This is a genomic window from Nonomuraea sp. NPDC052116 (assembly GCF_040680035.1).
GTDB lineage: Bacteria > Actinomycetota > Actinomycetes > Streptosporangiales > Streptosporangiaceae > Nonomuraea > Nonomuraea angiospora_A.
The window spans coordinates 115,739-129,835 of sequence record NZ_JBFAWA010000032.1 but is presented as its reverse complement, the minus strand read 5'-3'; the positions used below and the strand labels follow the sequence as shown (position 1 = coordinate 129,835).

Annotated in this window: 14 protein-coding genes; 9 read left to right on the top strand and 5 right to left on the bottom strand. The window is 58.7% G+C overall.

Translation table 11 applies throughout. The features are described from left to right. Positions 1–133 precede the first annotated feature (133 nt). The 3 genes from AB0L65_RS45425 (at position 134) to AB0L65_RS45415 (ending at position 1,917) form a co-directional block, all read left to right on the top strand. Complete coding sequence (locus tag AB0L65_RS45425) at positions 134–874, top strand: XRE family transcriptional regulator (protein WP_364259586.1); 741 nt, start codon at positions 134–136, stop codon at positions 872–874. 2 nt (positions 875–876) lie between these two features. Continuing rightward, entirely contained in the window at positions 877–1,353 is a 477-nt protein-coding gene (locus AB0L65_RS45420; protein WP_364259583.1) for an NUDIX domain-containing protein, read from the top strand. Between the two features lie 69 nt (positions 1,354–1,422). Further along, the gene (locus tag AB0L65_RS45415) at positions 1,423–1,917 is read left to right on the top strand and encodes a hypothetical protein (protein ID WP_364259581.1); all 495 of its coding nucleotides are present in this window, start codon (positions 1,423–1,425) and stop codon (positions 1,915–1,917) included. Between the two features lie 8 nt (positions 1,918–1,925). On the opposite strand, the gene AB0L65_RS45410 is transcribed toward AB0L65_RS45415, so the two are convergent. From AB0L65_RS45410 to AB0L65_RS45400, 3 genes are all read right to left on the bottom strand, one after another. Beyond that, positions 1,926–2,489, bottom strand: coding sequence for an HD domain-containing protein (locus AB0L65_RS45410; RefSeq protein WP_364259579.1), 564 nt, complete (start codon positions 2,487–2,489; stop codon positions 1,926–1,928). A 68-nt stretch (positions 2,490–2,557) separates the two neighbouring features. Beyond that, positions 2,558–3,040: a GntR family transcriptional regulator gene (locus AB0L65_RS45405; RefSeq protein ID WP_364259576.1), complete on the bottom strand. Its 483-nt coding sequence runs from the start codon at positions 3,038–3,040 to the stop codon at positions 2,558–2,560. After that, the gene (locus tag AB0L65_RS45400) at positions 3,021–3,368 is read right to left on the bottom strand and encodes a hypothetical protein (RefSeq protein ID WP_364259573.1); all 348 of its coding nucleotides are present in this window, start codon (positions 3,366–3,368) and stop codon (positions 3,021–3,023) included. The genes AB0L65_RS45405 and AB0L65_RS45400 overlap by 20 nt, the downstream gene beginning before the upstream one ends. Before the next feature lie 146 nt (positions 3,369–3,514). Here AB0L65_RS45400 and AB0L65_RS45395 point away from each other — a divergent pair, with 146 nt between their 5' ends. From AB0L65_RS45395 to AB0L65_RS45375, 5 genes are all read left to right on the top strand, one after another. Next, complete coding sequence (locus AB0L65_RS45395) at positions 3,515–4,270, top strand: XRE family transcriptional regulator (protein WP_364259570.1); 756 nt, start codon at positions 3,515–3,517, stop codon at positions 4,268–4,270. A 313-nt stretch (positions 4,271–4,583) separates the two neighbouring features. Beyond that, entirely contained in the window at positions 4,584–5,003 is a 420-nt protein-coding gene (locus tag AB0L65_RS45390) for a hypothetical protein (protein WP_364259567.1), read from the top strand. 584 nt (positions 5,004–5,587) lie between these two features. Further along, positions 5,588–7,069: a hypothetical protein gene (locus tag AB0L65_RS45385; RefSeq protein ID WP_364259564.1), complete on the top strand. Its 1,482-nt coding sequence runs from the start codon at positions 5,588–5,590 to the stop codon at positions 7,067–7,069. A 191-nt stretch (positions 7,070–7,260) separates the two neighbouring features. Then, on the top strand, positions 7,261–7,818 hold the full coding sequence (locus AB0L65_RS45380; RefSeq protein WP_364259561.1) for a hypothetical protein: 558 nt from the start codon (positions 7,261–7,263) through the stop codon (positions 7,816–7,818). A 451-nt stretch (positions 7,819–8,269) separates the two neighbouring features. Beyond that, positions 8,270–8,854: a hypothetical protein gene (locus AB0L65_RS45375; RefSeq protein ID WP_364259558.1), complete on the top strand. Its 585-nt coding sequence runs from the start codon at positions 8,270–8,272 to the stop codon at positions 8,852–8,854. Between the two features lie 574 nt (positions 8,855–9,428). Here AB0L65_RS45375 and AB0L65_RS45370 read toward each other — a convergent pair. Together AB0L65_RS45370 and AB0L65_RS45365 are read right to left on the bottom strand one after the other, a co-directional pair. Beyond that, positions 9,429–10,352 (bottom strand): hypothetical protein, encoded by a 924-nt coding sequence (locus AB0L65_RS45370; protein WP_364259555.1) that lies wholly within the window; start codon positions 10,350–10,352, stop codon positions 9,429–9,431. 481 nt (positions 10,353–10,833) lie between these two features. Continuing rightward, positions 10,834–13,062: a restriction endonuclease gene (locus AB0L65_RS45365; RefSeq protein WP_364259552.1), complete on the bottom strand. Its 2,229-nt coding sequence runs from the start codon at positions 13,060–13,062 to the stop codon at positions 10,834–10,836. A 396-nt stretch (positions 13,063–13,458) separates the two neighbouring features. Here AB0L65_RS45365 and AB0L65_RS45360 point away from each other — a divergent pair, with 396 nt between their 5' ends. Next, the gene (locus tag AB0L65_RS45360; RefSeq protein ID WP_364259549.1) at positions 13,459–13,845 is read left to right on the top strand and encodes a hypothetical protein; all 387 of its coding nucleotides are present in this window, start codon (positions 13,459–13,461) and stop codon (positions 13,843–13,845) included. The last annotated feature ends 252 nt before the right edge of the window (positions 13,846–14,097 follow it).

Genomic DNA, 14,097 nt, shown 5'->3' with positions numbered 1-14,097 from the left:
GTTGGTGCCGTTGTGGCGTTGTGCAACCGAGGATGCGACGCGGAGTCAGGACGAGATCACTACACGACGGGACATGTTCAAGACGTCCGGCCTACGATGGCCAGGTCCCCGGACGTCCTTGGGAGCAGGTGAGATGGCGAACGAACGGTTGCGCGCGGCCCTGTTGCAGAAGGGCGTGAGCGTCGCGGATCTGGCCGAGGCGATCGAGGTCGATCCCAAGACGGTCGAGCGGTGGATAACCAAGGGCCGCGAGCCGTACCGCAAGCACCGTTTCGCCACAGCTTCCTACCTGGGCGTGGACGAGACGTACCTGTGGCCGCAGGCACTCTCGCGCGAGCAGGTGGTCGCCGCTTCCGAGAGCGAGGTCCTGGCGATCTATCCGCACCGCTGGGCCGTTCCCCGGGACGCGTGGGGACGTCTGTTCACCGCCGCGTCCGAGGAGATCGGCGTCCTGGTCTACAGCGGGCTGTTCCTCGCCGACGATGCTGCCATGATGCGCCTGCTGGGAGAGAAAGCGCGAGCAGGAGTGCGGGTGCGCATACTGCTCGGCGACCCCGAGTGCGCCGAGGTCGCTCAGCGGGGACAGGACGAGGGCGTCGGGGACAGCATGGCCGCACAGATCCGTAGCGTGCTGGTCTTCTACCGGCCACTCCTCGGCGTGGACAACTTCGAGCTCCGACTCCACCAGACGATCCTGTACAACTCGATCTACCAGGCCGACGACGACTATCTGATCAACATGCACGTGTACGGCACCCGCGCCGGGAACGCCCCCGTACTGCATCTGCGGAGGGTGGCCGGCGGGGAGATGGTGACCACCTACGCCGACAGCTTCGAGAAGGTATGGGCGCAAGCCACCCCGGTGGAGTCCTGATCGTGGCCAAGCGGATCGACTTCTACGACGACCCGACCGCACCCCAGCCGAACAGCCTGGTCCCGTCGGTCAACGTCATCGTCACCAACGCTGCCGGGGACGTCTTGATGATCCGCCGCAGCGACAACGACAACTGGGCCGTCCCCGGCGGCGCCATCGACCTGGGCGAGTCCATCCCGGCAGCCGCCGTACGCGAGACTCTCGAAGAGACCGGCATCACCTGCGAGATCACCGGCCTCGTCGGGACCTACAGTGACCCCCGCCACGTGATCCTCTACACCTCGAACGGAGAGGCACGACAGGAGTTCTCAATCGTCCTCACCGCCCGAGCTGCCGCAGGGGTCCCGACGACGAGCGACGAGTCCCGCGAGGTCCGCTGGGTCCCCCGTGCCCAGGTCACTTCGTTGCGGATGGACCGGTCGATGCGCATGAGGATCGACCACTACCTAGCCGGTGTCGATCTGCCGCATATTGGCTGATCTTCAAAGCGCCGCCATAGTTGGCCCGATCAGGCGCCTGTCATCACGAGATGCCGCGGAGAGTGTCGTATGCAAAGCTGGTGGGGGAACCTGTTACAAGGCGCGCTTTCGGCCGTCATCGGCGGCATCGTGGCGGCGATAACAGCTTGGGCCGTGGTCACGGCGACAAGACGCTACGAGAGACAAGCCGCCCTTGAAATCGAAGCCCGGGCAAACGCGATCGACTTCTTTCTCCTCTTGGCTGACATAGACATCCAGCTCACTCGGGCCCTCGACCACGGCACCGTACTGCCACATATGACAGACAGCAAGGACTGGACGCTTCACGCGCTGAAGGCCGAGATCGCCATGTTCTCCCTAGGGCGGGAGACAGGGAACGCGTTCTCCCAAGAGATCGGCGATCTGAGGCGAGCCCTGGAGTTGGCAGAGGGCGATGATCCCCCCAAGGAGCAGCTAGTGACGGCTGCCATGGCAGCGCTGCATACACTTACCGATCACCTTGCCGATTGGCTGATGCAAGGACGCCACCGGCCCGAATCTGCTTCCACCCGGGTAGTGCCATGACGCAATGATCACGCGCTCCTAGCGCGGCTGTGCTCCAACGCTGTATTGATGCTCTTCACCGCCGCAAGGATGCACGGCGTCGCCGCAGTGATCGACCGGCTCACCAAATGATCACGACCATAACGAGAGTGGATCTCCGCCAGCCGGTCTTCCACGTTCAGGTGCCGGCCATCCGGGTCGGTGGTCATGTCGCAGTAGGTCAGCGCTTGCGCCAGGTTGGGCTGCTCCTGGCGGAACTCGGCCGTTAGGACGTCGAGCAAATCCCGCTGTCGAGCCTCGTTGTCCGCGCACGAGTGGTAGGCCACCAACCTGCACAAACGATCGTCAGCACCGACCACATCACGCAGATAGCGGGCGCCGTCGAGTTGATGCATGCCCGTGTCGACCAGGTCCGGGGCGTACCCGATGTCGTGCAGCAGCGCGGCGGCAATCAGTGTGTCGGTCTCTCCGCCGAGGATCGGAGCCAAGGACGCAGCTCGCTCGGCCACCCCCTGAGTATGTGCCCAGCGGCGGGGCAAGGTCGTCTCCAGCAGTTCTTTGGCCAGGTCATGAGCCCAGTCAGCATGTCCCACGCTGTTCACCATAAACAGGCCGTACCCGGATCAATCCAGAGGGCGGAGGTGGACGTCCCAGGACGTCTCTAATGACGGACGAACCGGCCCCGTCCGTGCTTGACCACCACCAGGCCTTCACTCTCCAGTACGCCCAGCGCCCGCCGCACTGTAGCCCGCGAGGCCACATACTGCTGCCGCAGTTCCTTTTCGCTTGGCAAAACGGCCCCTGCGGCGAGTTCGCCCTGCTCGATTTGAGCACGCAGCTCGGAGGCGATCGTTTGGTAACGGTACGCGGTGTCTGCGGATGGATCCTTCACCACGTGGCCCTTGGAGGGGATCGTGATGATCAATCCTTCCTGCTCCAGGATGGCCAGGCCACGTCTGACCGTGTTCCTGGCCACCCGAAACTCCGCGCACAGCTTGGCCTCGGACGGTAGCGAACTGCCCGCTGGATACCGTCCCGCAGCGACTTGTGCCCGCAGCCGATCCGCGATCTGGGTGTAGACGCGGCCGCCCGTCAGCCACGGGCGTTCATCCGAGGCCATGGTGTCAGGCACGCCGATACGCATCAGCGATCAGGCCCAGGTCGATACGCAGCTCGGCCTGTTCACCGGCACGCCAGCCGGCGCGGGCGGCCTGCTCAATCCTCTCGACGGCGGCCTCCAGGTTGAGGCAGCTGGTGCGCTCGTCGGGCTGGTCACCCCAGTAGAACCAGTAGAACGGCACGTTGACGTAGATCTTGCGGATTCGAGACCGACGATCTTTGACGCTCAACCCGGGACGCCCGTCTTCAGCGGCCATCAAGACCGTCGCGATGCCGCGTGGTCGTAGCTCATTACTCAGATCCGTTAGCAGACGTTGCTGGTAGGCAAGGCTCTGTGCTCGGGCGTTGTGCATGTGTCCCGTCCCTTCGGCGGTTGTTCCGGCCCGATGAGCATCGGTCACACTGCGGGAACCTCTACACCGCAACTAAGGGACGTCTAGGGACGTCTCATGTTAACGTCGCAGGCAACGACGGCCCCGAGAGAGGAGCGGTGGTCTCCATGAACGACAACTTGCGCAACGCGATGGTCGCAGCCCGCATCACCACCACCGACGTCGCAGCCGCCCTTGCCGTTGATCCCAAGACCGTCAGCCGTTGGCTCAAGGGCCGCATCCCCTACCCGCGCCACCGCTGGGCCGTCGCAGACCTCCTCCACGTCCACGAAACCGACCTTTGGCCGCAGCTCGCCCAGCAACACCGCTCACTCGCAGACGGCGTACAAGCGATCTACCCCCACCGCTGGGCCGTCCCCCGCATCGTGTGGCAAACCCTCTTCCAAAGCGCAGCCGAGGAGATCGACATCCTCACTTACAGCGGCCTGTTCCTCCTCGAAGACCGCAGAATCCTCGATGCGCTCATCGACCGAGCGCGCGCAGGCGTCAAGGTCCGCGTGCTCCTCGGAGACCCCACCAGTCCCCAGGTAGCCGTGCGAGGAACCGACGAGGGAATCGGCGCCGACGTCATGGCCGCCCGCATCAAGAATGCACTCGCCCTCTACCGCCCCCTACTGGGCATCCCAAACGTCGAGGTCCGGCTACACCGCACAGTGCTCTACAACTCCATCTACCGAGCAGACACCGAGCTCCTGATCAACATCCACGCCTACGCCACCCCGGCAGCCGACGCCCCAGTCATGCATCTCCACCACGCCGACGAGCAAGGGGCATCAACGGTCTACCTCGCCAGCTTCGAACGAATCTGGGCAACCGCCACGCCACACAAGGACCAGCCGCGATCAGACTCCGGACAGTCCTGAAAGCAACTTCTCTACACGTCATCAAGGGCAGCCCGCCTGCGGCGGCCTGCCGCGCGTCGGGCAGTCACTGGCCGCGCTGCGGCTCTCCGGCCGGTCGCGGCCAGCACCGCCCACGCGCGACTGGGCATCGTGCGGAGAATCCGATCGTCATAATCATCCATTAAATACGCCCGAAATATAGGACGGGCGCGCCTATTTATCCAAATCGGGCGACTATTAGCGTTGGCTCTTCGCTAGCGGCCATCGAAGCCATACCATCATGGCAAGCGTGCCCGATCACGGCACCAACAGTTAGAAGTAAGGGACAGCCGACGTGTCGATGCCAACTGAACTTCTCGCCGCAGCTGCTGGCGCCATCGCTGGAACGATGGGAACGGACGCTTACGAGTACGCACGTCAGCGCGTCGTAGATCTTTGGCGGCGCTGTCGTGGCACCCAGGCAGAGGGTGAACCGGAAATACTTGCCCGACTCGACACACTGCAGCAGGCCGTAGTGGCACTTGAACCTGACCATCGTCCGCTCATGGCGAAAGGTGTTCAGGCTCCTGTAGCCGAGATCTTGGCAACCTTTGTGGGAGCTGACCAAGCGGAATCGCTTAAGGATTTGATCGAAGCGCTGCAAGCACGGGATACAGGAAGTCATGTCGTTTCCCAGCAGACAGTGACTGGAAACATTGCCCTAGGTAATATCAATACGGCGGGCAGGGACAACATTATTGGAGGCACTCGGTAATGTCAGTGCCTTTCCCATCGTTGCCTGAGCCTGAGCCTGAGCCTGTACGAACTCAGCATATTTCCGGTAGCACGGCTGCCCGTGACATAAACCAGGCCGGTAGAGATAACATCATCACAAGCTATTCGGGTCTAAAGTATTTGAGACCGAGGCCTGTTAATCCCGAAGCGTACATACCACAGAGCCGCTTCGTTGTGCCGTCGAAGTTCGAGCTAGCCGTGAATGCGATTCATCAACCTACTGCTGATGCGCGTAGTGTCCGAGTCGTACTTCTAGTTGCCCCCGAAGCTCATGGGCGTAAATCAGCGGCCCTGCGATTGTTGGCGAGCACAAACGTTCCATCTGGTCGGATATTCGAGCTACTGCCCGACTGGGAAGAGCCGGATATAGCGTGTCTACCAATAGAGCGCAGAGCGGGGTATCACCTAAATCTACGCGGGATAGCTCAACCGCTCCCATCCGCCTTCTATAATGACCTGGTAGCCTACGCAGAAGAACTAAGATCTGCCGAAAGTTATCTGGCTATTACGGCAACAGACACTGTCTGTACGCAAGCGCGAATGGCGGGGGCTAGACCTGGAATTTTGATTGTAGACCTTGAACGTCCTCGAGCAAAAGATATCGTTAAAGAATATCTTAAGCATGAAGCGGGGTTCGGAGAGCGGGCGGCCTGGCTTGATGACCCTGAAAGTGTCTTCTATAATCTCCTTCCTAAAGACTCTGCGCCCAGTGAGGCCATTCGGCTGGCCACTCTCATGATGAAGGCAGAGAATGCAGACGATAAGGAAATTCTCGATGAATACCATGGCTGGAAGTCACATCTAGACGACTGGTTCGCTAAAGGTGGCGACCAAAAGGTGGAAGAGCGTGCGATAAGAATTGCGGCAGCCTTCCTAGACAAAACGCCGGCCTCAGTGGTGCTCGATAGTGCCGATCGACTGCTCGCTTACGATGCAATCAATTGGCCTGTTCCACAAGGCGGTCCTCTTGCTCTCCCCGATGCTGAGGAGCGACTTCAGTCGGTGGGAATGTCTTTTGATGAACCTACAGGAATAGCGACTTTTGTCCACGAGTCCCAAGGACCGGCTATCCTGCGCCGGATTTGGACCAGGCACGTACAGCTAAGTAACGTGTTGACCGTATGGCTTCAGGACATTAGCCAAGGGCCTGCCAATGAGCACCTGGATATTCTCGCCATATCCCTCGCGAAGCTCGCGGAGACAGTCGGCATCGGCCCCATATTCACACTAGCCGAGAGCTGGCTTCAAGGTGAAGGGAAGCAAAATTCGAAACTAGTTGCCGACCTCATTTCCGATCTAGCCGTACATCCAACTCTAGGGAGTAAATCGCGGTCCGAACTATCAAAATGGGCTAAAGTGGGAAAATATCCAGCGCGACAGCGGGCTGTTGCAATTGCCTGCGCTGGCCTCTTCGGAAGAACTTATACAAGTATGGCCCTGACTCGAATTCGCTACATTCTCGAGTCTCCGGGAGATACGGGAGATACAGGAGCAGGTCGTGAGGCAATAAATGCGCTGCGCTCGCTGGCTGCCGAGGAAGCGCTGACGCCGGCCGTAGTAGATGCCGTAGTGAAGTGGGCTAGCCACTCGGACGATATGATCAACGTTTACTTTGACGTCTTCGGATCTCCTTCTCTCCAGCCCATGAAGTCGCCACTCGAAGTCGCCTTCTCATTGGCAGGTGATTCGGGTAGGGCTGTGCGAAATCGCTTGCTCGATGCATGGAAACACATCATCGAACAAGGTAAGCATACGAGTAGGGCTGAAGAGATTCTATTGAACTGGCGTCAAGGTGCTGAGAAGAACCATTTGCCGATGGAGCCTGTGGTGAACATATTCCTCAAACTTCGTCGTGTCATGGAACCTCCCTTGAAGGCGGCGATCACGCCTGACGGCCCTTTCAAGGACGCCCTGCTCTCCGCGTTCGCCAATGAATACAAAGGGTCGACGGATTCAGCGCCCAATGTCCAGGCCAATACCGCAGGATCTATGACTGCAGTCTCGGAGAGCCGCGACCAAATTGAAGTGAATCCCGAGATGCAATGATTCGAGTATTCCCTTGGCCGAAGGGGCGACGATTCACCTATCGTCGCTCCTTTTCTACATCGTTAGAAAGTAAAGACCGGGGCCTGCACTACTATGCAACCATCCGCTATCGGTGGACTCTTAATAACCCATCCCCTGTTCCTCGCCTGCTTGCTCCGGATGCGCTAGTCCGACACCTCCTTAGAGAAAGGATGGCGGATATAGCTCGTACCTGTCGGATTCTTGATCGCGATGCCGCGCAGGACGCCATAAATGCAGCGCTCGGCCAGGGGGTGCAGGATGACGAGCATCGCGTGCGCATAGAGGCTCACGTACAACTTCGAGTTCCCAAGTCTGAAAAAACAGTAGCGTTGCAGCGCATCGATGAAGAGACGGCAATACGCACAGCGCATGCGCGAGAAACAGTTGAACTAGATCTCCTGCTAAGCCGCCTGACCGACCCCGCTTTGGGGCCAGTGTGGTGGGTCACTAGATACGCAGATCTCCAGTTTGCTGCTGGTGACCCTGAAAAGAAGATCAAGTCTGTTCTTGCCGCTTTCAATGAATTGAGGAATGTACTTCATAGTGCAGAGGTCGACCGGACCCCGGACCTGCAACTCCTCGTTCGACTGAAGATCCATGAAGTGTTCAGTGCAATCCAAGACGAACGCTCCCTCCTGTTCGCGATGGAGCTCATGAATCGCATCTTGGACCATATGGGCGTTCGGCAATATGAAAACACTACTGGCCTCAATGGTGGAAAAAAGTAGACACCCGTTCGCGCACGCGTCCCAGAGGGCCGTGTGCGCGAGATGCTGTCTGGCCACGCCTCGATGTCCGCCTCTAGCGCCCATCGGTAGCCATGGTTGCCCGTGTGCTGGATCTCGGCATCGGCCGTGACGATCGCTGACTTCGGGTCTCGCCGTGAGTGGTCTGGGCGATCGGCTGCCGCGGCCCTCCTCCGTCGGGCCTTGCCACCGGATGGGCCGAACTGAGGTGACAGCAGCGAAGCCGGCAACGTCCTCACACGCCAGCGCATCCGTGCCACCGTCCACACGCCTCTGACCAGGATCTTGGTCGGTTGAACAGGGGGATCGGCCCGCCTGAAAAGCGGACGGTCAGGTCCGGAAGTGAGTGGTTGGGACAGTCCAGTAGCAATGTCCCCGCCAGCGCCGTTGCCGAGTTGGTGCCTCCCGGCGTCCAATTGGCTAGCCTTTTTCGGTGGGCTTCGCCAGCTTCGCCCGTAGGGTACGTGATCCTGCCTTGCCTTACCGATGGCGGGTGTCAGCGTTCCGGTCCTGCGTGCAGTTGTATCGGCCACTCGGATTCGAGGCGACGCTGAGTTTCCTCGAGTTCCAGGCCGGAAGGTTTCAACACGATGAGGCGGCACTGCTTCAGGCGCTGGACGCTATCGAGGCCAGCCGCGCTGCCTGGCATGCCGAGCTCCACGCCTACGAGACAAGGCGTCGGGAGGCCAAAATGCAAGGCCGGCGATCTCCGCGTGCAGAGGAACCAAATCCCAACCTTCAGGTTCGCTGGTACTGGTACGGCAATCCCCGGAAGGCCGCGTTGCTCGCATTGCGGTTTTGGCGCCGCCAACGCTTCCCTCGTCTGCTGCCCTCCTCGGACCCCGTTCTCCTGGAGATCACCATATGCGTCAGCGAGTGCCTGGACTTCGGCGCCGTGTTCACGGAAGCGCAGCGCGACCTCCTCGGCGTCCGATTAAGCGAGATTAAGCAACGTCTGCACTCGGCGGATCTCCTACTCGTCGTTCGGCACATCGAGGTGGCATCGGGTTTGAGGTAGCTCGAAGCGGCGAGAGACCGAACCGTGCGGTTGAGGCGGTGGGTTTCGGCTGGCCCATCGTCAGACGGTGCTGCCGTTCGCGCGCGGTGCCGTACAGCAGCCAGATACAGCAACGCTGCCTCACCCAATCAAATGCCACCAGTCTCCAACTACCGCTTGAGCAGGGAGCGGAAGGCTCTACGTCGTGACCGGCTCCCGTTTGCAAGCAGGAAGTCAGGAGATCGAATCTCCAAGGCTCCACCATCCAGAGGATCGGGTAGTGGGCGGAGGCTCGCCCACCCCTTGCCTGCATACGTGCTTGCCTGGCGGGACCCTGCCCGGATAGGTGAGCCTCACTCCACCACCCCCTGGGATCCGCTCGACGCCCTCCGGCCGACACCTCGGAACAGGGGCGCAAATCCCGAACCTAGTGCATTTGGAGCTCGAAGGACTTGAGCAAAGGCCTTGAACAGAGTCACCCTGTCACGGGACGGGCTGCGCCTGAGCGTTATCGCCAATCCGATAAGCGCTACGATGTAGCGTCCAATGATCGCTGCACTTCCAGCCAGTAGTACCGCGATAAGGTCGCTAAAAGTCATGACACGAACTCCCGCGGTCCGCCAGGGTGCCCCAGGTCTATACGCCGAACGATGATCCTTGGACGCTTATCCTCCCATCCAATCTGGTGGCTGAGCGGTCGAAACGTTACGCTACCTAGATCGTCTGGTGCGGTGCCATTTATGCCATTGGAGGAGTCACGTCTCGCCAAGAGACATGACTTTTGTAGTTTGACGGCGAGCTGGGACAGGGATGAGCCGCAGCACCACTCGATGACGATGTCTGACTGGGCGTGATCGTAGAGATTGGCCCCGCCATGGGTAACGCCAACCGCGTTGAGCAGCATCGCCCGCCGCATCAAGCTGCTGAGCATGCGGTCTCTTTCTTTGCGCCGATGATCCAGGCCGGAGCCCCAGAAGCGCAGTGTGTCCTCCTCGACATCGGTCAGCCAGCCCGGACTCGTTTTCCACAGTATGCGGGATTTTGGTTCGAGCTGATAGACCGATGCGGGATCTTCGTGGCCAGATACCACCACGTGGACCGAGGCGCCCGTGACGATATCGGATAGCTGCCAGAGCTGCGGTCCCGCCCGATGAAGGCGTACGCCCGGACATCCCCATACACCGCCATAATCCGCATCATAGATAGGAAGAATGGAGGCGACGAGACGAGCGGCGAGGGCAGGGGCGGGAACGAGCACAAGGTTGTCTTCGTCTGGTCTTATCGCGCTAAGCCCGAGCACGTTGCCTTTCAGCCCATCGTCGTCGCGGAAGGCATCGCAGAGCGCGTACAGCACCTGTGTCTCCAGCCATTGCTGAGCACGAGTTCGCGCCTCTGGGATCGGATGCTCACGCGTGATGACGCCTCTTCGGGCGAGTGGAAGGCACACAGCCTGGTACGGAAGGCCGGTCGCCAGGTGGAAGATCTTGGCTGTGCGCTTGAGCTGAGGACTGTGAGACACGCAGGCTCCCTCATGCTGCCCGGCTCAGCACTACAGGTCTGCGAGTGAATCAGCTGCGAAGCTGGAATACCGCGGGTGACTTCGGTGAGCCCCTCATCCCATCTTGGGTCCGCCGGGCACCCAAAGAGATAGACGTCCGCGTACGTCTAGTTGCCAGATACTACGCTATCGACATCCGGTGTGCCATGGTTCCCTGCCATCTTTTGATGGCGGTGTGGTTTCGGCCGGCAGAATGCACACCGCTCTCCTCGGGCGGATGCAAGATCGCTGCCGCACGGTTTCCGCTCCTTGAGCCTGGCGGCCCTGCTGTTCGGGTCCACTTGCTGCTGGGCATGTGGGCAGCGATCATGCTCGTTTGCTGTACAGCAGCGCGTACAGCAACGCCGTCTCACCCGACCGCATGCCGACTGTTCACGATCACCACCTGAGCAGGCCAGCAGCGCATCGACGGGCCTTCTGCCCTGCCCTACGGAACAGAAGGTTATGGGTTCGACTCCTGATTCAAAAAACTCATGATTGTATAAACGGGGCCGTCCGACCATTCAGGGTCATTTTCTTCGTCTTCTTCGCCACCTTCATCACTAATGTTATCGATGCCGTAGCCTTCCATGGCTTCGCTAGCCCCGGGCCAACGGTCATAGTAATCCGAGAAAACTCTCATAAACTCGAACGCAGCGACGAGCTCGTCATCATCAAGCACGTCGTCGGGTGAACCATATTCGTAGAGCTCCATAAGGTAGTCGGCCCGGTCTGCTGCCTGGGCGTCAATATCGTGCAATACCGCCTCATCTACAAATTCGGCAAGTCTGTGCGCCCAGGTGGCGGCTATAAAAAGTCCTTTCTCGCTGCGGTCACGATTGAACAGAGCTGTAAGTCCTTCTACGAGGACAGCTTTATGATGTTTCCGAAACTGTAGATTCGGAGAGCTGGCTGTCGCTCTAATAAGAGCTGCAATATCTTCATATCGTCCGCCATAGATGCTGCCCTGCTTGCTAATGTGGGCTGCTACGCGCTCACCAAGACGAGGAAGGCCCAGTTTGTCAGACATGTCGAGCGCGATAGCCAGATACCCGACCAATCTGTGCGTCGAGGCTTTCGCCGCTTCTAGAGTTGCTAGCGCGGCTTCTTCGATCTCACGAGACAAGGGGTGGAGATCAATCTCGACTTCGGGTCGGCCACAAGTGTCAGCATCAGGATGATACAGCCAGATATTGGTAACTTGGTCGAACGAACGTGCAGCATGCAAGACGCGTTTTAACAACCTGTTATCGTCGTTCATCTTTCGAATGACGAAGTCGTTCACAGAGGGATTGCTGAACTCCACATATTGGCGCGACTGCTCATAATATACCTTTATGAAAGTACCATCGAGTATCCGGAGGCTGCGTCTCATCTGGGAACTATCCCAGTCAACATGACACAGGAGCGCTTCCTTCATATCTGGAAGAAGCGCCTTGCCACCTAGAGAAAATAGAGTAGCGAGAAGTATCCTCTCCTTCTCTGTGAGCTGGTTTTCGAATATGTGCCTCCACACACGTGTGGGATCATCTAGGCGGGCCCATAGTTGTGCTGTAATATCACCCCAACTGGAATCGTAAGATGTGCCCAACACATCAGATATAATCCTCGGATTAAAATTGGGATGATCGATGATCTTACGATAGTTTTCAGGCTGAGCTAGGCATGCTTTCTCCACAGTTGGCCATGTCGACCAGAATGTGTGATTGTAGAGAATCCTCGCTTTCGTCTCTCGATCATATGAATCTAGATCTACAACGCAGGTAACTGGGTCGAAATTCTCACGATCAAGGCGTTCGTAGCGATTCTTTCCTTGAGCTAGAATATAGCTGCGAGTTGTGCAGATAAGCCTCTTGTTCGATTCTCTACCGATCCGCCTCATTAATGAAATTAGTCGAGCGTCTTCGTTCTTGTACAACTTATCCTCAAGAGTGCTCTGTCCCAGGAAATCGTCATAGACAAACACCTGCTTTGCGTTGGCATTCCACATCCGGTAGGCGTCTTCAATGTTCTCCGAAATTTCAACGAGCTCATAACCCGTATAGGCGTAGTAGGCACTGAGCACTTGTGCCAGAGACGTCTTTCCGACTCCTGGGCCGCCTGTAATTATGCATACATGGTTTGCATCTAGCAATTTCAATGCATGCCTATAACTACTGGTCGGCACATAAGTCCTCAATGTTTCCTGTATTTCATCAGCGAAATGCATGGATCGCCAAAAGATATTTCTGGAGATTGCGGCCTCCAGCATGTTGACATCGTTGAGCCAGAGCCGTATATGCTTCCTTATAACTTCCGGATGACTTGCCACCAAAGGCAATAGCTCGTCGACGCCAAAAATGTCGCTTCCTGATATTATGAATGGATTGAAAGATGTATACAATCTATCTTTCGCATCTTTGGTCATTTCAACCGTGGATGCGATGATATATCGCGTGGGCTTGATTTTCTTCACCTTAGGAAGTTCGTTGTTCAGCATGTATTGAACAAGCTTCGCTCTGCCGCTCCTCACCCAATGCTTGCATTGAACGATTATCTTCTCACCATATCGGTCCATATACCTCAGATCGATACCGCCATCGCTTCCAGCCGCAAAGATCTCCAGCCTGACGTTGAGTTCCGCCTCGAAAAGATCTTTGCAGAGGCACTCGAAGTCGAAGTCTGTCAACTTGTGGAAATCCATGAGGTCCATTCCCAATCCTCATCTCTTGTTGCCTTGCGCGCTATTAAATGGCTTCGTAAAAGGTGTATCCTATATAAGCGACTTGAAGAAGAGCTTATCCCTCGCCTGCTCTGGAACAGTCGATTGCTTCGGAATCCGCGATTGTAGCGGCAACCTGCCCCAGTGAGAGCAGTCAGCATAGGCTTGTGGCTGACCAGTCAGTTCGACAAGCACGAGCGGTTGACGCATCCCCCAGGTCCTGAGCGAGCGGCAGAAGTTGGTGGCACATCGCCTGCCCGCGCGAGCTTGACTGCGCGGCGCCGGAACTCGGGAGGATCAGGCGCTGGCATAGGCGACACCCTTCCCGATGATCAAGGGTGACCTCAGGCCAAGGTCCGGCGAACGCGGCGTGCGATCCTAGGGCGTATGACGGATCGCCATCTTGTGACGATTCAGGTGACCGGCCGGCCTGCTACCTTCGCCACAGCTCACGAAAAGCCTTGGAAAGATGCCGTTCGCTCGGCCGTCGCTGCGAGCGGAGTGCAGCCTCGGGACGCGCGTTTCGCCGTTCGTTTGGAGTTCCGACTTGTTTCGGCCCGCAACGCGAACGAGGTCTGGGATCTGGACAACCTGATCAAGCCCACACTCGATGCGATGGAGGGCGTCTTCGGCGCACGGGCATGGCGGGGGACCCCACAGCCCGCTGATGACAGAGTCGATCGTATCGAGGCCACCAAGCGCCTTCCGAGGGTTGGCGAGGTCCCAGGGGTGACGATCGATGTATGGGTTATCGAACCGGACCGACGAGCCTAGGAGGGTCCTGGGCTTCATGCGTAGCTCATGGGAGGGCAAGGTGACAGCAGCGTACCCACACATGGGCTCCCTGCGGCCGCCGTCCACAATCTTCTGACCTCGGCATTCGGCCCCTGCGCAGGGCGGTTGTTCCGCCTGAAAAGCGGAAGGTCATGCTGCCGTGGCTTCCGTTCCTCGGGCCTGGCGGCCCTGCGGTACGGGTCCGCTTGCCACCGGGCATGTGGGTTCTCGTCGCTGCTGTACAGCACGGAA